Below are 17,606 nucleotides of genomic sequence, written 5' to 3'. Positions count from 1 at the left end.
TTCGAGTTATGGGTAATGCATTACAGTGGGAATAATAGCTATTGTGGGTTGAGGGTACATGGATAATCACCAATACACCGTTGCGGTAGACCAACGTGGGCGTTTGGTATTGCCTGCCGACCTACGCCAGCAACTAGGGATTCAGCGGGGAAGCACGGTGATCCTTACCATCCAGGAGGAGGAAATACGGCTGACCAGCGCCGCAGAGATCGCCCGCAAGGGCCGCGGCCTACTGCGTACGATGGCACCGGAAGGCGTAAAGGATCGACAATTGGCTGAAGAAATGATTGCAGAGCGACGTCATGCCGCAGACCAGGAATAATCCAGTTCTGGATGCTTGGAATGATGAAAAACTCCTGTCCGAATCTCTCCCTTTGTCCAGAAGGCGTTCAGCCTATTTTCGGACAGTTGTCAGGACGGGTGCCCGAGTGGAGGCAACAAAGCAGGCCAGCCGCCAGCCGGACTTTCACGGCTTAGTACGCCCCCTCGCGGCGGAACACCACCTTGACGGTGCGCAGCAGGATGACGATGTCGTACCAGAGGGCCCAGTTTTTGACGTACCAGGAGTCCAGATACACCCGCTCGGAATAAGTCGTATCGGAGCGGCCGCTGACCTGCCACAAGCCAGTGATTCCCGGACGTACCATCTTGTAGAGTGCTGCCGCGTCGCCGTAATACTTATCCAGTTCCTTGCGGACGACCGGTCGAGGCCCCACAAGACTCATCTCACCCCGTAAGACATTAAACAACTGCGGCAGCTCGTCCAGACTGGTTTTACGCAGAAATTTGCCGATGGAAGTTACCCGCGGATCATCTTTCAGCTTGAAAGTGCGGTCATACTCCTCCTGCAGCTCGGGATGTGCCGCAAGATAGCTTGCCAGTCGTTGGTCAGCATCCATGACCATACTGCGGAATTTCAGGCATCGAAAAGCCTGGCCATTTCGCCCAATTCGTTCCTGGGCATAGAACACGGGTCCTCTATCGCTACGCCAAATCTGCCAAGATATCCATATCCAGGCGGGCAACAGCAAAATGACCAAGACAGTACCTGCCAATACATCGAAACAGCGCTTCATTAATCTTGGCCAAGGCCGACCCAGGTTATCGCGCACCCGCAGCATCAGCACTTCATGGCTGAAAAAGTGCATGACCTCCAGGCCAAAGAGGGGCAATCCGCGCAAGGGCGGGGCGATAGTCAGATGGGGGTAATGCAGGCCCAGGGTGCGCAGCAGCGGCTCATGACTTTCCCACTGGCGTTGCTCCAGCGCCAGTACGGTCTGCGGATTGCCCAAGGTCGCCAGCGTGGCGAGGGCATTGGACCCCAGCTGCTGCATCGAAACCCCTTCGGGCAAAGACAGGTCAGGCTCTACTTCAGAATCTTCCGGCAGGAGCAGCCAGCGCACCTGCATTCCCAGCATGGGATCACTCTCCAAGGCGCGCATGGCCTCCAGAGCGTTCTGCCCGCTCCCAATGATCGCCACGTGACGCCTCCATAGCCCCAGACGCAAGAGGGCCCAGCGCAACAACAGGCGAATGAGAGGCACGAAAAGCAGAGCGAGAAGCCACGTGGTAAAGAGCCAGAGCCGCGACAGCATCCAGTGTCCGCCAAAAGCGATGGCCGAATTCAGCGCAAGCAGCAGGGTGAAGGCGGCAAAGATCTCCCCGACTTCGTCCCAGAAGACCTTGCGCCGCGCATAGTGGCCCTTCACCAAGAACACCAGAATCCCGATGGTTGCCAGCAAAAAGAACAGCAGCAGGTTGATCTCGGCCGCACTGCCCCACCAGTGCCCCAGGACCCAGACCGGATTCTCGCCGTAGTAAAAGGCGTGCGCGAGACGGCTCCAGTAAAAGGCCGCAAAAAAGGCGACGGCATCCCCTAACATTAGGGAGTAAGGCACCCAGCGTTGCCATACCCCACGCTGTTTTGACGTTTTCATCCGCATGATGCGCTAAGCTTACCTCAGAACTGAAACTTTTCGATACATAATCATGCTACAAGTGGGGTGAAAACTCTGCTAGGGTTTCCGCTATGGAAAATCAAAATCCCATCACCATTCAGTTAGCCTACCCCAACCCGCCCCCGCCGGATGACGAGATCAGCCTGAGAGATCTTTGGCAGCGGCTCTGGAAGCGGAAAGTCAGCATCCTGGCCATCACCATCTTGGCTGTCCTCCTCGCATTGGTCTATCTTGCTTTGACCCCTTCCCAGTATCAGAGCAGCGCGATGGTGCAGATCGGTGAAGTGGGCGGTCAGCCTTTGGAGAGCGGTCCGCTGCTGGCCAGCCAACTATATAATCAATATCTTCCAATCAATACCGTGCTGGCGAAGAAGCAATTGCCTCGTCTGGAGTCTGTTGTGGCGGATAAGGACAACAGCCGCGTGCTGACTTTGGAATCGCGCGGGAAAACACCCCAACAGGCGCAAGAATTTTTGGATAAGATAGTTCAGCAGTTGCTTTCAACTCAGCAAAAGCAATATGGGGATGCGGTAAAAGTACAGAAAACTCAGTTGGAAGAAGTGCAGAAAGACTACAGAAGCATCCGTCATCAGATTGAAACCCCTTCGCCCTTGGGCAAAGGCGCGGATGTGCCGCTTGCTGCCATTTCCCAGTCGCAAAGATTGAGCGCACTCTCCGGGATGTTGGCACAAATCGGTGCGCTTCAGGAAAAGCTTTCTGCTACGCAAACCAATCCCACAGTTGTTACCTTGTCTGCACGCTACAACCCCATACCGGTATCACCTAAGCGGGCCGTCATTCTGGTGCTGGCATTCATCGGTGGCCTGATGCTAGGGGTCTTCGTGGCTCTGCTTCGTGGGCTTCCTCAGCACTCATAGCCAATACTTAGACGTTGGTGCTTCAGGCAGCTTTCATGGCGCTGCGCAAGAAGGCAGCGAATATTCCAAGCAGGAGTCCCAGGAAAGCGCCCAGCGCGACGATTACCGCGTTGCTCGGTCCGACGGGGAATGTCGATGGTGAGGGCGGACGAACCACATGGGTGGCCTGTATTGCAGACAGCGCCGACTTGGCAGCCTGTATCTGCGCAGAAGTGGTCGCCTGCTGTGATACCAAATCTACTTGCTTTCGTTGCAAAGCTTTGATCTGATTTTGCAGAGAGATCTGCTCTTTCGGCAGAGACACTGCTCTTTGCATTTGCAGTGCGAATAAATGCCGCTGCTCCTGACTTACCTGATTGCTCTGAATGATTGTGGTCAAGGCGGTAGCGTTGCTTTGAATCTTTGTGGACGATCTCGCAGTCAGCGGCAGAACCATTGAAAGATTGTTCTGGATTTTTTCAATTTGCCGCTGTAGAAGGGCGTCAGTCTTCTTAAGAAGGCCAAACTCGCTTTGGGCTGCTTTTTCCTGATCCAATGTATTCTGTAGAGAAGTCTTGATTTGTTGTGCGTTAGCCTGCATGTTAGCGATGTTGGCCTCGTCTGAGGCGCGCGAAACGGCGGTTAATTTAGCATTGTCGCTGACCAGTAACCCTAATGCGGAAGATTCAATATTGGTTACCATGCTGGCCCGCTTCTTGGGCGCGTGAGCTGTAATGCAAACCAATGTCGATTTGTCTGGTGAGGATACCGTAAAGAATTGTTTGCCAATCTTGTGAGACGGGGTGGCCTTGGAGTTCAGTTGGTAAATAAGAGTAGGGAGATACGCGGTTTCTATCTGCGCAACCGCATTTTGTGGTTGATCTACATAAAGCAGGGCGCGCTCAAAAATGAAATGCAACACCTGTGGTCCAAAGGGGCCGGAGGTGGAAGATGGGCAGCAAGTACCAGCAGTTGAGCATGGATGAGAGAAATCGATTGCAGAGAGGATTGAACCAAGGGATGAGCCTGCGGGCCGTGGCGAGAGAGTTACAGCGCCCCCCAAGCACCTTGAGTCGGGAGTATCGCAGAGGCTGGGTGGGCAACAGCTATGACGCCGTAGCGGGGCGGGAGACGGTGTGGGCAAGGAGGCGGCGGGGAACGCGCAAGCTGGTGGCCGGCAATGCCTTGACCGAACGGGTCACCGCCACCATCCTGGAGCGGAAGTGGTCGCCGGAACAGGTGGCCGGGAGGCTGCGTGTGGAACACCCCGAGGACAAGTCCCAACAGGTCAGTCACGAAACGATCTACCAGTATATCTATGCCCACCCCGCAGGAGAGCTGAAGGCGGCACTCATCGATGCGCTGCGCCAAGGGCACCAGAAGCGCCGCCCCCGCAGTCGAGGCAAGGACCGCCGCGGTGGCATACGGAACATGCGTTCCATCCGCGAGCGGCCCGCAGAGGCCGAGGGTCGGGAGGTACCAGGCCATTGGGAAGGGGATCTCATCAAGGGGGCTTTCAACGGCAGTGCCATCGGCACACTGGTCGATCGGAGCAGCCGTTTCGTGATCCTGGCACGGGTCGATGACGCCACAGCGGAATCGATTCTGGAGGGCTTTACCAGGCGGCTACGCACTCTGCCCAAAGCGTTTCGACAGACCCTGACCTACGACCAGGGGCGAGAGATGGCCCGGCATCAGGAACTGGAGCAACGGGTGAGTATTCGGGTGTTTTTCGCTGATCCCCACAGTCCATGGCAACGCCCCACGAACGAAAATACCAATGGCCTGCTGCGGCAATATTTCCCCAAAGGGACGGATTTATCGGGATATTCGCAGCGGCACTTGACGCGGGTAGCGGAAGAGCTAAATAATCGCCCAAGGAAATCTTTGGGATTCCGAACGCCAGCCGAAGTAATGGCACAACAAATCAGGCACTTAAACAACAGTGTTGCACTTCAAAATTGAAACCGCCCAGGTCTCCCGTCGTCGTGCGTCCGATAATCCCCATGCTTACACAGGCTTCGCACGCATATTCTCTGGGCCTAAGTAACGCATATGCTATTGCTACCAGGATGAAGAGCAGGACAAATCCGAGAATGACCCACTTTTGGCGGCGAAGTGTGGCGAAAAGATCATATAGAGAAACTTCGTCTTGGGTAGAAGCATTCATCCGAGTTTTGCCTAGTAGCCATTGTTGCGACCAAGAGCATAACAGTAAACCATACTATTCCGTATATCTCAATCAGTTTTGGAGCACTTTTAGAATGCTCGGCGGAGGCAGAGGCTTGACATGCCTATGGCCGGGCACTATCGTGCGCATCAAGTTCAACTGATGAACAAGGCCATGCTCGACGACAGCACTCGCTACCGCCTGCTCAAGTACCTTACGGAGCACCCCGACTGCACCCAGCGGGAACTGGCTGCCGCGGTGGGCATCAGCCTGGGTAAGGCCAACTATTGCCTCAATGCCCTGGTAGAAAAAGGTCTGATCAAGGCTGGCAACTTCCGCCGTAGCCCGAACAAAGGCAGCTACGCCTACCTGCTTACCCCCGAGGGCGTGCAAGAGAAGGCCCGCGTTACCGTCCGCTTCTTGCAACGAAAGATGGAGGAATATGATGCCCTCCAAGACGAGATCAAGGTGTTGCGGCGGGAGGTGGAGGGTATGGAGGACGTGTCGCCCCTGCAGCAGGGGGAAGGGCGATGAGCGACCGCCGCCGCTTGCTGGGTAACATGGCCTCGCTTTTTACTTTGCAGGGAGCAAATTATATCCTGCCGCTAGTGACGCTGCCTTATTTGGTACGGGTGTTGGGTCCGGAAAAATTCGGGTTGATCGCCTTTTCTCAGGCGTTTATGCAGTATTTTATTGTTGCGACGGACTATGGATTTAATCTCAGTGCGACACGTGACATTGCGGTGCATAGGGGTAATGCGGACAAGCTTGGGGCGATTGTAAGCTCGGTGCTGACCATCAAACTGCTCCTGGCGGTCCTTGGCTTCGGCGCCCTGATGGCATTGCTGTGGCTTGTTCCCACCTTTCATCAGCATTGGCCACTCTATTTGGTGGTATATCTGAGTGTACTGGGAGCAACTTTGTTCCCCACTTGGCTGTTTCAGGGGCTGGAGCGCATGCGCGATATCACCTGGATGAACGTTGGCGCGCGCTTGGTGACAACGTCCGCGATCTTTGTATATATCCGCCGACCCAATGATTATGTGTTGGCGGCAGCGATCCAGTCTGCGCCGGTGCTGTTGGCTGCACTACCTGCGTGGTGGACCTTGAAAAGAGTGCAGCGCATAAAAATCCAGGTACCGAGTATTGGCTTGCTGCGGCAACAGTTGGTCGCGGGCTGGCACGTGTTTCTGTCCACTGCTGCTATCAACGTCTACACCAGTAGCAACACCTTCGTATTAGGGCTTATCGCTGGCCCAGTCGCGGTTGGATATTTCAGTGCCGCCAACAAAATCGTTCAGGCAGCACAAGGATTGCTCACCCCGGTGAGTCAGGCCATCTATCCGCACATCAGTGCCTTGCGTACCCAATCGCAGGAGCAAGCCTTGCGGTTCATACGGAATATATTGCGATATCTGGCGGCAGGATCGTTGCTGGTCTCGCTGGTAGTACTGTTCGGTGCCCCTTGGCTAGTGCAAGTCATTCTGGGGGCACAGTACGTCGCAGCGGTATCGATCTTGCGTTGGTTGGCTTTATTACCCTTCATCATTGCGTTAAGTAATGTGTATGGCATACAAACCATGCTCACTTTTGAAATGAATAAAATATTCAGTCGCATTTTGTTGGCATCTGCGGCACTCAATATGATTCTGGTCATTCCATTGGCATCGATATTTCAAGGAAATGGAGCGGCAATGTCTATGCTTTTTACAGAAATATTCGTGACCGCTACCATGGCTATAGTGCTGGAACGGAAAGGTATTCATTTGCATCGATTTCGTCCGGAGGCTGCATGAATCAGACCTTGCTGATAGTGGGCTCAGGTTTTGCGGGTAGCGTGTGCGCGCGGGAAATGGCGGAGGCCGGGTATTCGATTCTCCTAATTGATAAACGTCCCCATATCGGTGGAAACGCCTTCGATAGGTATGACGATGCGGGAGTGCTGATCCATCCTTATGGACCGCATATCTTCCACACAAACTCCGAAAAAGTGTTTGCGTGGCTTTCCCAATTCACCGAATGGCGCCCGTACGAGCACCGCGTTCTCGCTCAAGTCGAGGAAAACTTATATCCCATCCCCATCAATCGACGTACCATCAATGGCCTGTATGGCCTTGATCTGGATGAAGCCGGGGTGCAACACTATCTAGAACGCGTACGTGTTCCGCGAGATACGATACAGAGCAGTGAGGATGTGGTTCTAAACAGTGTAGGTAGTGACCTGTGTGAGAAGTTTTTCCGAGGTTACACCCGAAAACAATGGGGTCTCGATTTAAGCGAGTTGAGCGCCGGTGTCGCATCACGCATACCTACCCGTTGCAATGATGACGATCGGTACTTCACGGATACCTTCCAGGCCATGCCCCGAGAGGGCTATACCGCGATGTTCGAGCGGATGCTCGATCATCCGAATATCCATGTGCAGGTCGGCACGGACTACGCACAGATCAAAAATGCAAAGGAGTTTGTACACACCATCTATACCGGGCCCATTGACGCCTTCTTCCACTATCGATATGGCAAACTGCCGTACCGATCTTTACGATTCGAACATCAACATCTTGCACAATCAGAGCATTATCAAGAAGTCGGTACCGTTAACTACCCCAACGATCATGCCTACACCCGCATAACCGAGTTTAAGCATCTCACCGGGCAGGTACATACAGGTACATCCATTGTTCGCGAATACCCCCAAGATGAGGGCGATCCTTATTACCCGGTTCCTCGACCTGAAAACGAGGCACTTTACCAAAAATATAAATCGCTCGCCGAGCAAGAACGCAACGTGAGTTTCGTCGGGCGCTTGGCGCAGTATCGATACTACAATATGGATCAGGTGGTAGCTGCAGCGCTGAAATCTGCTAGGACTTTACTGGAGGAAATCCAACGTGGCTGATACCGTCGTAGCGGTAGTCGTGACATTCAATCGAAAGGTACTCCTTTGTGAATGTTTGGATGCGCTCCTTGGCCAGACAAGGACTGTTGATAAAATTATCGTGATTGACAACGCCAGCACTGACGGGACACCAGAGTTTCTTACAGAGCGGGGCTATCTTCCCAATAACAAAATCGATTATGTACGCTTGTCGGAGAATACGGGCGGTGCCGGTGGGTTTTATGAGGGTGTAAAGCGCGGCTACGAAGCAGGATACGATTGGTTGTGGTTGATGGATGATGATGCCGAGCCAAACACTGATGCCTTGACTAAGGTTAGTAATCATTTTGGGCAGTTTGATGGGGTGGTCGCCTTTGCTAACTTGAAGGTTGGTGAGGATGGAAGGCCGCAGTATGGCCATCGGGGCTGGTTTAATTTTTGTCGTAGCAGTGCGATAATTAGGCCAATATCAGATAGGGATTTGGTAGGCCCGATCTTTATAGACCATGCATCTTTTGTTGGGATATTGGTTAGCTCGATAGCGATAGCAGAAATTGGATATCCAAAAAGGGAATTATTCATACATTATGATGACGTAGAATACTGTACAAGGCTTAGACAAATTGGTAATATATGTATGGTGCCAGAGAGTATTATTGTGCACAAAGATGGCAGGGGAACTCGTTATCAAAGCGCTTCCTTATTTGGTAGAAAAAGCAATAGGCATTCTATTTCTGGCCTATGGATCTCTTACTATGGGGTGAGAAACTACACATGGCTTCAGAGGAACTCCAAATGCGGGGTGGCCACTTTGTTATCCTGCGTCGGGTTGTTTCATTTTAAAAGAGTGGTCGGGATTCTAATCTATGACGACCATAAACTAATAAGAATACGCTTTTATATTAATGCGGTCATTGATGGGTGGGTTGGAGAATTCGATAATGATAAGCCAGCACGACTTCTGCAAACGTTTAAAAGTAAGCTTCTCGAAAGATTATAACGGTGCGGGTACACAACAATGTTAACGATGGCATCTTGGGAGAGGCAACAAAGATGAGGCAAGGGAAACAGATCTTCACGGCTGCGATGGGCGTTGATTCCCCGTGGGCGGTGGAGGATGTACGTTTCTCGGTTGAGGACGAGCATCTAGATCTCTTTGCAGATTCTTCGAGACGCAGCCGCTTTCCCTGCCCGGTATGTTCGCAGAGCTGCCCTGTCCAGGACGTGCAGGATAAGGTGAGGCGTCACTTGATGTCTTTCAGCATGCGGCCTATCTCCATGCCCGGGTGCCACGCGTGAAGTGCCCGGAGCAAGGAGGTCACTTGGTTTTCCTTCCATGGGCACGGGAAGGGTCATGCTTCAACTTGCTCTATGACGCCCTAGTGATGGTTATGGTGGGAGAGATGCCAATCAAGACTATGGCTCAGTTGTTCGGGGAGATATGCCAGCACTTCTGGCGAGTCATCGATTATTACGTGAAAATGACACGCTCTACCCTGCCAGCCCTCTCCGACGTGTATTCCGTGGGCATGGATGAAACCAGTAGTCATCGCGGTCATGACTACACCACGCATTTTGCGGATCTTCTGGCCAAGCCCCTGCCTTTTGCTACACCTGGCACGGATGCCCAGACTATTGTTTGCTTTGCCTCAAGTGTCACGAAAACTTTAGCCATACAGAATCATTATGAGGGGCCACCGAGCTTAACGAATGGAAGGAAGCAGCCAAGGCCGGCGATTACCGTCCTCTGGATAAGGGTTTCCTCGCCCTCATGGGTCACTAGGGGCGCTAATCTGTGCTGGTTCGACAGGCACATCACCGGCGGCATCCTGGAGGGATCCTATAGTCAGCTGCAGGTCGCCAAGTCTAAGGCGCGCGGGTTAACGCACCGACAAGAAGGGGCGCGCTCAAAAATGAAATGCAACACCTGTGGTCCAAAGGGGCCGGAGGTGGAAGATGGGCAGCAAGTACCAGCAGTTGAGCATGGATGAGAGAAATCGATTGCAGAGAGGATTGAACCAAGGGATGAGCCTGCGGGCCGTGGCGAGAGAGTTACAGCGCCCCCCAAGCACCTTGAGTCGGGAGTATCGCAGAGGCTGGGTGGGCAACAGCTATGACGCCGTAGCGGGGCGGGAGACGGTGTGGGCAAGGAGGCGGCGGGGAACGCGCAAGCTGGTGGCCGGCAATGCCTTGACCGAACGGGTCACCGCCACCATCCTGGAGCGGAAGTGGTCGCCGGAACAGGTGGCCGGGAGGCTGCGTGTGGAACACCCCGAGGACAAGTCCCAACAGGTCAGTCACGAAACGATCTACCAGTATATCTATGCCCACCCCGCAGGAGAGCTGAAGGCGGCACTCATCGATGCGCTGCGCCAAGGGCACCAGAAGCGCCGCCCCCGCAGTCGAGGCAAGGACCGCCGCGGTGGCATACGGAACATGCGTTCCATCCGCGAGCGGCCCGCAGAGGCCGAGGGTCGGGAGGTACCAGGCCATTGGGAAGGGGATCTCATCAAGGGGGCTTTCAACGGCAGTGCCATCGGCACACTGGTCGATCGGAGCAGCCGTTTCGTGATCCTGGCACGGGTCGATGACGCCACAGCGGAATCGATTCTGGAGGGCTTTACCAGGCGGCTACGCACTCTGCCCAAAGCGTTTCGACAGACCCTGACCTACGACCAGGGGCGAGAGATGGCCCGGCATCAGGAACTGGAGCAACGGGTGAGTATTCGGGTGTTTTTCGCTGATCCCCACAGTCCATGGCAACGCCCCACGAACGAAAATACCAATGGCCTGCTGCGGCAATATTTCCCCAAAGGGACGGATTTATCGGGATATTCGCAGCGGCACTTGACGCGGGTAGCGGAAGAGCTAAATAATCGCCCAAGGAAATCTTTGGGATTCCGAACGCCAGCCGAAGTAATGGCACAACAAATCAGGCACTTAAACAACAGTGTTGCACTTCAAAATTGAAACCGCCAGGTTATCGAGAGGAGCTGCCTGAGTCTAGGTTGTCCGGATTTAGGGCTAACCACTTGAAATGTTGCGGAACCTGTAATCGTTTATTAGGCAGATCATGTGGATATGGTAGCAAATAATTTTCCTAATATTTATCGGATTGATTAAATAGTGAATATACGTACGTTGGCCTTACTTCCAATAGTTGTGCTTTTGGTATCATTGGTTAGTCAGTTGTTGGTCTACCTAATTCCATACTCTCGTCTACAAATATATACGTTTAATTCTTTCGTCATAGTCATAAGTTTATTTATTATGTCGATAGTTCCGTTTTCAGTAGGAGTCCTTATATCTGGATTTCTAGTGTTCAAGGATGGCGTAATTAAAAGAGTTGACTTTATCCAAAAAGATTTCGAATATAAGAAAGCTATCTCTGTTTTGTGGGTGTTAACGGTTATAATGATTTTAGTTGCTGCATTAAATATAGTTAGATTTGGGCTTCCGCCATTTTTAACGGCAGCGATGGGGTTGCAGAGCAAATATAATTACTTAAATTATGGGTTCTTTAAATATCCACTATTCGCATCTGCAATGGGTATAATAATGATCTCTGTGTTTCACATAAAAAAGAGAATATTGTTCATATCCGTAGTAATCATGTCTGTAATGACGCTCGTATTGTTTGTTAGCAGAGGGTTCCTGATTCAAGGAATATTGCAGTTCTTTTTTCTATACATCTACAGGCACAGGCTGAAGTTTAACCGGAAACTTATTCTTAAAGTGTCGTCATTTATAATTATTATTATTATTTTATTTGGGTTATGGGGAGATGTAAGATCTGGAAGTGAAGTCTTTCTAAGTGTGATGGAAATTAAGAGATCGTACCAATTCGTCCCCACCCTCTTTCTTTGGTTTTTTTCATATCTATCTTTGCCTTTGTCGAATATGATTGTGATAATTCAAAATTTTCACCACCTGTATCTTGGAGCTATGACATTATCTAGTTCTCTCCCGCCAATTATGGTAGAAATATTCCATATTAGTACATTTGACAGCCTTTATAATCCTGTCGACGCGATATTCTCATCACCTTTGAATAATATGGCAACTGCGGCAGCTATACCATATCTCGATTTTGGTTGGGTTGGGGTGGCGTTATATTATTTTATTATCGGTGTTACTTCTGGGTATGTTAATTTTAAATCCATTGCTAGACGGAAGCCTTTGTATCAAGCAATAAATGCAATCATTCTTTCATCAATAGCGCTTTCATTTTTTTGGAACATGATGATAAACATAACGATCATAACCGAGATTATTCTAATATTATCATTGTTTCGTTTTCGGTTTGGCTCTTTTAAGGTCATATAAGGTGTGCTCGATAGATATTCTTTTGGCAACATATAATGGTGAGCGGTATGTGCGAGAGCTGATACAGTCAATTTTAGCGCAGACATATACGGGCTGGCGTCTTATGGTTCATGATGACAGTTCGTCGGATGCTACTATGGTGATTGTTGAAGAGTTTAGGAGGAATAATCCAGAAAAAATTTTCATAATCAATGATGGAATAAGTTTTGGTAGCGCAAAGAGAAACTTCCAACACCTGCTTCAAATCTCTCGGTCTCAATATGTTATGTTTTGTGATCAGGATGACGTATGGATGGATAAGAAAATAGAGGTGAGTCTTGATGCAATGATGGCAGCAGAGAAGGCTTATGTTGACGTGCCAATAATTGTTCACACTGATCTTGAGGTGGTTGATCAGAATCTTGATATAATCTCACCGTCTATGTTTTGGTCGCAGAGGCTAAGAAAAAACAGTAAAGATAAAAATTTACTTTTTTTTGTTAATAACATTACTGGATGCACTATGCTGATCAATAAAAAGGCTGCGGAGTTGGGGCATTGCATGCCGGAAGAAGCTATAATGCATGATTGGTGGATTGGTTTGAAGACTCTGCAAGCAGGTGGAAGCGTCGCGTTTGTTGATCTGCCCACGATCAGGTATCGGCAGCACCAAAGTAACACAATAGGACATCAAAAATATGGACTTAGGCATGTGGGTGGAAAAATCTTTAATCTGGGTCTGACGATTGAAAATATTGTATCGGTCTACCGCCAAGCCCGTGCGGCTGGGATGAAGATGCCGTTTGTCATGTGGGTTGCGATAAAAGCTTATTACTCAATTAATAGATTGTTTTATTAATCCTCGTTCCGTCGCGAGTTATTAGTTGTATGGATGGAGTTAATTTTGGAAAAAATTAAGCTGTTGATTGTCATGCCTGTGTGGAATGGGGGCCAGCTATTTGTGAACTGTTTGTTCGCATTATCGCAACAGGAGCCTCGGCAAGAACATGTGTGTATCGTTGATTCCGGCTCGTCCGATGGGTCTTTAGATATTGCGAAGAGCTATTCTTATGAAATTATATCTATAGTTCAAGGTGAATTTGATCATGGCGGCACCCGACAGATGGTTGTTGAAATATGCCAGGACTTCGATATTTTTGTTTACCTAACTCAGGATGCAGTGCTCGCAGATCAAAAGGCTGTTTCTCGGCTAGTGGCAGCGTTTGATGACCCTCACGTAGGAGCAGTATACGGGCGCCAGCTGCCAAGACCTGGGGCTGGAGCTGTGGAAGCACATGTGCGACTTTTCAATTACCCAGATCAATCTCATGTTCGTAGCTTTGATGATAAATCTAGATATGGTATAAAAGCAGCATTTATCTCTAATTCTTTCTCAGCCTACCGCAGGGCAGCGCTTATGCAAGTTGGTGGATTCCCCAAGAAGCTTATCCTGGGGGAAGACATGGTAGTCGCAGCACGCATGCTACAGGCTGGATGGCTCGTTGCTTATCAGGCAGATGCCCAAGTCTATCACTCCCATGCCTACACCATCCGGCAAGAGTTCAAGCGATATTTCGATATTGGCGTTCTGCACCAAGACCAGCATTGGATCTTGGAAGAATTCGGCAAGCCTGAAGGTGAGGGGGCCCGCTTTGTGCGTTCAGAGTTTGCTTATCTTGCGCGTCGTGCTCCGTGGCTGTTGCCGTCGGCGGTCGTTCGTACGGCGGCAAAACTTATTGGCTACAAGATCGGACAGCATTCACAACGGTTGCCACTGTCCATCAAGCAGAAGCTCAGTATGCATCGTGGATATTGGAAGGACCAATGATAAGGGACCGGCTGGCCTGATACCCGCCTGACCGAGTTGTTGGCAAAATCGCTTGGTCCCGTCTATCTTGCGTGACGTGCCGTTTCTTAAACCGATCAGGGTCCCATGAATTTCTTGCTGCGCTCCCCCATTCTTATCGCACTTCCGCTGCTCGCCTACCTGAGCAGTTGGTACTATAACGGGCAGGTCATCCCCTTGCTGGTCTTGAGTTCGGCATTCTTGCTGCTCTGGGTCGGTGCGGCGCTATGGCCGCGCTTGGGGGCGGGTTTGCCCTGGCCAAAGGGATTCGTGCCCCTCTTCATGCTCGTCTGGTTTGTCTGGTTCTGGCTGACCTTGTTCTGGAGCACTGAGCCCTACAGTAGTTGGTTCTATTTTTGGACCTTGGGCTCGCTCCCATTGGCGTTTTTGGGCTACGCCTGCATGTTGCCAACGGAGCGAGAACGCATCATGCCTTGGTTGTGGCATGGGGTATTGCTACTCGCTTGGGTCTTGAGTTTCCTAGCTTTAAGCCAATATTTTTCAGCGATGGATCGCGGGGAAGCCGAGTTTGTGTTGCGGGTCAAGGGCCCCCTCATGGACACCAACAGCTTCGCTGCCTGGATGAACCTGCTCTACTTCCCTGTTCTGTTCCGTTACTTCCACCGAGACGGGCAACGGCAGGGCAAGGGTGTTGATGCTTACGCCCTGTTCCTACTCCTGACCCTGCTGTTCCTCACCTTTGCCTTTTGGGCAACCTACAGTCGCGGGGGTGCCCTAGCGTGGGTCTTTACCATGGCGATCGCCATGGTTGCGTTGCGCAAGACGCCAAAATACTGGCCTCGCATGGCCTTGGTTTGGGGTATGGTCTTGGCCAGTTATGCCCTCTTTGGCTATCTGCATCATTACGACATGATTGGGCATTTAGCGCCAGGTTTCATTGCGTCCCAGGCAAGTACCGTCTCCCGCGGCCTGATGTGGATTGCCACCTGGCACATCTTCCTCGCCCATCCCTACCTGGGCACCGGCCTGGGCAGCTATTTCCTCTACTATCCTGCCTACCGTTTGCCGGGAGAACTGGCCTCGGCGGGAACCTACGCCCATAACGACTACATCGAATATCTGGCCGAGGGTGGCGTGATCAACCTGGGGTTTTTGCTGGCCTTTGCTGGGGCGCTGATGTACGCCCTCTACAAGTTGATCTTTCGTGCGGGCCGGAGCCTGGTCATTACGGAAGCGCGCCGCTACTGGGCCATTGGCCTAGTCCTGGGGGTCTTTGCCATCACCGGCCATGCTTTGGGCAATTTCATTTTTTACAACCTGCCCCTGAGCATCCTGGGTGGGCTCTTCCTGGCCATGGCCTGGCATCTGTATGGTTCGGGTGAGGAGACGGCGCCGCTGCTGCCGCGCATGGGTATCATCCATGCGAGCATCCCACGCCTGGCGCTGGTCTTGGTGATTGCCGCGGTAATCTGGTTTCTGGCCCTGGATGCGGCGGTCTACGGACTGTTCAGCGCCAATGGCTGGCTCAATACCTTCCTGCCCAATGCCAACACGCGGGCGGTGTTTTTGATGCGTGCCGCGCGCTTTTTGGAAGTGGCGCGGCCTCTGGCCACCCAGCCCTGGGTCTATATGGGCAATGCTTACCAGAACCTGGCGGTGACGGACCGGGCAATGCCCGAGGCGCAGAAGCGGGTGCTGCTGGAGGCGGCCTTGCAGCAATATCGCCAATCGCTGGTAGGTATCACCCGGCAGGCGGGGGTCTATAACGCCATCGGCAATGTCTACAGCCAGAATGCTGCGATTCTGGGCCTGTCGCCCACCCAGGCGCGGGACAAGGCCTTGCTGGCTTGGCGCAAGGGGCTGGCTATCGAGCCCGAAAGCATCAATCTGCGCAGTGAGATCGCCAGCAACGCCTTTTTCGCTCGTGGCGATGTCCAAGGCGGCATCGCCTTTTTAGAAGCCGGTCTGGCGCGACCACTCTTCCCCGAGCCGCGAGCGGTGCTGGAATGGGTCATTGCCCGCGACCAGTGGCAACTAGCCCACGATGCCCCGGCGGCCATCCACAGCCTGCAGGCAAGCCTGAAGGATCAGCCGGATTTTGCCCCGGCCCTGGACCTGTTGCGGCAAATTGGGCATAAAGCGCGAAGTACGTCTGATGGATGACGAAGGAAGGACTGTATGAAAAGTGTATTGCCGGTGATTGTTGCTGGTGGAGCTGGAACTCGTCTCTGGCCGCTATCGCGCCGGAGTTATCCAAAGCCATTCTTGACGCTGCCAGACGGAGAGACGCTGCTTGGCAAGACTCTGCAGCGCGCCTTGATGCTGCCAGGAGTCGAGCGGTGGCTAACGGTAACCAATCGTGAATATTATTTTCAGACACGGGATATCTATGCGCAGTACGCGAAAAATGGCCTGGTAAATGCCAATTTTCTGCTCGAGCCGGAAGGCCGAAATACCGCTCCAGCCATTACTGCTGCTGCGTTTGAAGCGGCGGCGAACAATGGTGAAGAATCATTGCTCTTGGTGTTGCCGGCAGACCACCTGATTCAGGATCAAGAAGCATTTGCGGCAGCCGTTGCAAATGCTGCGACACTCGCCAGTGAAGGGTACCTAGTGACATTTGGCGTCCAGCCGAGTCGCCCAGAGACGGGCTACGGTTATATCGAGGCCGGCGAGGCGTTGGTTTTGGCTAGTGCGGAGGTGGGCTTTGCGGTGCGTCGTTTTGTTGAAAAGCCAGATGCCTCCACCGCAAAGGCCTTTTTGGTCGACGGTCGGCATTTTTGGAACAGTGGCATGTTTTGCATGCGTGCCGATGTGTTTTTGCAGGCGATGGAGCGGTGGCAGCCAGCTTTGTTGAATGGCGTGCGCGAGGCATGGGAAAAGGGGCGCCGGTCGAGTGACTTTTGTGAGATGGCGGCAGACTTTGCGACTCTTGAGGATATTTCCATCGACTATGCCGTCATGGAGCGCGCAGAGAATGTGGCGATGGTTCCTGCTGCCTTCACCTGGAGCGACATTGGCTCTTGGAGCGCGTTTGGGCAGTTGATGGATCTGGATGACGCAGGGAATCGCGTGCTGGGTGAGAGTGTCGTCCAGGACAGCAAAAATTGCATTGTCCATGGCCAAGTACGGCTGACCGCTTTGCTGGGAGTCGATGACCTGGTTGTGGTGGATACCCCAGACGCACTCTTGGTCGCTCACAAAGATCGCGACCAGGAGGTCAAAAAGATTGTTACAGAGCTGAAGCGTCGTGGGCATGAGAGTTTTGATCTGCACCGAACGGTTTATCGCCCCTGGGGTACGTATACCGTCCTGGAGGAAGGGCCGCGCTTCAAGATCAAACGGATTCTCGTCAAACCCGGAGCCGCCCTATCTCTGCAGATGCATCACCACCGGAGTGAGCATTGGATTGTGGTTTCCGGCACCGCGAAAATTGTCAATGGCGAGGAAGAACGGCTGGTACTGACCAATGAGTCAACCTACATCCCGGCGGGAAACGCGCATCGCTTGATCAACCCTGGCGTCGTGGATTTGGTGATGATCGAAGTGCAAAGCGGAGAGTATTTGGGAGAAGACGATATCGTGCGTTTTGACGATGTCTACGGCCGTGCCTCTCAGTGAGCGCGGGAAG

General features: G+C 52.2%; 16 protein-coding genes and 1 pseudogene. 14 read left to right on the top strand and 3 right to left on the bottom strand.

Annotation, left to right across the window (positions count from 1 at the left end; all coding sequences use genetic code 11):
- The first annotated feature begins 58 nt into the window (after nt 1-58).
- Nucleotides 59-322, top strand: coding sequence for an AbrB/MazE/SpoVT family DNA-binding domain-containing protein (locus tag M5D89_RS01410; protein ID WP_248883951.1), 264 nt, complete (start codon nt 59-61; stop codon nt 320-322).
- A gap of 151 nt (nt 323-473) precedes the next feature.
- Here the strand turns inward: M5D89_RS01410 and wbaP are convergent, their stop codons facing one another.
- Nucleotides 474-1,937: an undecaprenyl-phosphate galactose phosphotransferase WbaP gene (wbaP, locus tag M5D89_RS01405; RefSeq protein ID WP_248883950.1), complete on the bottom strand. Its 1,464-nt coding sequence runs from the start codon at nt 1,935-1,937 to the stop codon at nt 474-476.
- A 92-nt stretch (nt 1,938-2,029) separates the two neighbouring features.
- On the opposite strand from wbaP, the gene M5D89_RS01400 reads away from it, so the two are divergent.
- Nucleotides 2,030-2,836, top strand: a complete 807-nt coding sequence (locus tag M5D89_RS01400) for a Wzz/FepE/Etk N-terminal domain-containing protein (RefSeq protein WP_248883949.1) — start codon at nt 2,030-2,032, stop codon at nt 2,834-2,836.
- Between the two features lie 22 nt (nt 2,837-2,858).
- On the opposite strand, the gene M5D89_RS01395 is transcribed toward M5D89_RS01400, so the two are convergent.
- The gene (locus M5D89_RS01395; RefSeq protein WP_248883948.1) at nt 2,859-3,737 is read right to left on the bottom strand and encodes a hypothetical protein; all 879 of its coding nucleotides are present in this window, start codon (nt 3,735-3,737) and stop codon (nt 2,859-2,861) included.
- A gap of 29 nt (nt 3,738-3,766) precedes the next feature.
- On the opposite strand from M5D89_RS01395, the gene M5D89_RS01390 reads away from it, so the two are divergent.
- A complete protein-coding gene (locus tag M5D89_RS01390; protein WP_248883937.1) occupies nt 3,767-4,780 on the top strand; it encodes an IS30 family transposase in 1,014 nt (337 codons plus the stop codon).
- Here the strand turns inward: M5D89_RS01390 and M5D89_RS14375 are convergent.
- The gene (locus tag M5D89_RS14375) at nt 4,743-4,985 is read right to left on the bottom strand and encodes a Wzz/FepE/Etk N-terminal domain-containing protein (protein ID WP_431307142.1); all 243 of its coding nucleotides are present in this window, start codon (nt 4,983-4,985) and stop codon (nt 4,743-4,745) included. The two genes, M5D89_RS01390 and M5D89_RS14375, sit on opposite strands and share 38 nt — an antisense overlap.
- A 120-nt stretch (nt 4,986-5,105) precedes the next feature.
- Here M5D89_RS14375 and M5D89_RS01385 point away from each other — a divergent pair, with 120 nt between their 5' ends.
- From M5D89_RS01385 to M5D89_RS01340, 11 genes and pseudogenes are all read left to right on the top strand, one after another.
- Nucleotides 5,106-5,519 carry a MarR family EPS-associated transcriptional regulator gene (locus M5D89_RS01385; protein WP_248883947.1) on the top strand — a complete coding sequence of 138 codons (414 nt, stop codon included), beginning with the start codon at nt 5,106-5,108 and terminating at the stop codon, nt 5,517-5,519.
- Nucleotides 5,516-6,781 (top strand): flippase, encoded by a 1,266-nt coding sequence (locus M5D89_RS01380; RefSeq protein WP_248883946.1) that lies wholly within the window; start codon nt 5,516-5,518, stop codon nt 6,779-6,781. The genes M5D89_RS01385 and M5D89_RS01380 overlap by 4 nt, the downstream gene beginning before the upstream one ends.
- Nucleotides 6,778-7,884 carry a UDP-galactopyranose mutase gene (gene glf / locus M5D89_RS01375; protein ID WP_248883945.1) on the top strand — a complete coding sequence of 369 codons (1,107 nt, stop codon included), beginning with the start codon at nt 6,778-6,780 and terminating at the stop codon, nt 7,882-7,884. The genes M5D89_RS01380 and glf overlap by 4 nt, the downstream gene beginning before the upstream one ends.
- Nucleotides 7,877-8,863 (top strand): glycosyltransferase family 2 protein, encoded by a 987-nt coding sequence (locus M5D89_RS01370; protein ID WP_248883944.1) that lies wholly within the window; start codon nt 7,877-7,879, stop codon nt 8,861-8,863. Before glf ends, M5D89_RS01370 begins: the two co-directional genes overlap by 8 nt.
- A gap of 53 nt (nt 8,864-8,916) precedes the next feature.
- A pseudogene (locus M5D89_RS01365) lies at nt 8,917-9,521 on the top strand (transposase); the annotation flags it as partial.
- 298 nt (nt 9,522-9,819) lie between these two features.
- Entirely contained in the window at nt 9,820-10,833 is a 1,014-nt protein-coding gene (locus M5D89_RS01360; protein ID WP_248883937.1) for an IS30 family transposase, read from the top strand.
- Between the two features lie 156 nt (nt 10,834-10,989).
- Entirely contained in the window at nt 10,990-12,189 is a 1,200-nt protein-coding gene (locus M5D89_RS14370; RefSeq protein WP_431307141.1) for an O-antigen polymerase, read from the top strand.
- Between the two features lies 1 nt (nt 12,190).
- Nucleotides 12,191-13,027, top strand: coding sequence for a glycosyltransferase family 2 protein (locus M5D89_RS01355; RefSeq protein ID WP_346347695.1), 837 nt, complete (start codon nt 12,191-12,193; stop codon nt 13,025-13,027).
- Nucleotides 13,028-13,072: 45 nt separating this feature from the next.
- Nucleotides 13,073-13,996, top strand: coding sequence for a glycosyltransferase family 2 protein (locus M5D89_RS01350; RefSeq protein WP_248883942.1), 924 nt, complete (start codon nt 13,073-13,075; stop codon nt 13,994-13,996).
- A 105-nt stretch (nt 13,997-14,101) separates the two neighbouring features.
- A complete protein-coding gene (locus tag M5D89_RS01345; protein WP_248883941.1) occupies nt 14,102-16,138 on the top strand; it encodes an O-antigen ligase family protein in 2,037 nt (678 codons plus the stop codon).
- Nucleotides 16,139-16,153: 15 nt separating this feature from the next.
- On the top strand, nt 16,154-17,596 hold the full coding sequence (locus M5D89_RS01340; protein ID WP_248883940.1) for a mannose-1-phosphate guanylyltransferase/mannose-6-phosphate isomerase: 1,443 nt from the start codon (nt 16,154-16,156) through the stop codon (nt 17,594-17,596).
- Nucleotides 17,597-17,606: the final 10 nt, after the last annotated feature.

Origin of the sequence: Acidithiobacillus acidisediminis (assembly GCF_023277115.1) — a bacterium.
GTDB lineage: Bacteria > Pseudomonadota > Gammaproteobacteria > Acidithiobacillales > Acidithiobacillaceae > Igneacidithiobacillus > Igneacidithiobacillus acidisediminis.
This window is presented reverse-complemented; position numbering and strand designations above follow the sequence as displayed.

Excerpts from the sequence above, each read along its gene's own strand:
- glf (WP_248883945.1), top strand. The coding sequence starts at position 6,778 with ATGAATCAGACCTTGCTGATAGTGGGCTCAGGTTTTGCGGGTAGCGTG.
- M5D89_RS01385 (WP_248883947.1), top strand. The coding sequence starts at position 5,106 with ATGCCTATGGCCGGGCACTATCGTGCGCATCAAGTTCAACTGATGAAC.
- M5D89_RS14375 (WP_431307142.1), bottom strand. The coding sequence starts at position 4,985 with ATGAATGCTTCTACCCAAGACGAAGTTTCTCTATATGATCTTTTCGCC.
- M5D89_RS01340 (WP_248883940.1), top strand. The coding sequence starts at position 16,154 with ATGAAAAGTGTATTGCCGGTGATTGTTGCTGGTGGAGCTGGAACTCGT.
- M5D89_RS01400 (WP_248883949.1), top strand. The coding sequence starts at position 2,030 with ATGGAAAATCAAAATCCCATCACCATTCAGTTAGCCTACCCCAACCCG.
- M5D89_RS01390 (WP_248883937.1), top strand. The coding sequence starts at position 3,767 with ATGGGCAGCAAGTACCAGCAGTTGAGCATGGATGAGAGAAATCGATTG.
- M5D89_RS01360 (WP_248883937.1), top strand. The coding sequence starts at position 9,820 with ATGGGCAGCAAGTACCAGCAGTTGAGCATGGATGAGAGAAATCGATTG.
- M5D89_RS01380 (WP_248883946.1), top strand. The coding sequence starts at position 5,516 with ATGAGCGACCGCCGCCGCTTGCTGGGTAACATGGCCTCGCTTTTTACT.
- M5D89_RS01345 (WP_248883941.1), top strand. The coding sequence starts at position 14,102 with ATGAATTTCTTGCTGCGCTCCCCCATTCTTATCGCACTTCCGCTGCTC.
- M5D89_RS01410 (WP_248883951.1), top strand. The coding sequence starts at position 59 with ATGGATAATCACCAATACACCGTTGCGGTAGACCAACGTGGGCGTTTG.
- wbaP (WP_248883950.1), bottom strand. The coding sequence starts at position 1,937 with ATGAAAACGTCAAAACAGCGTGGGGTATGGCAACGCTGGGTGCCTTAC.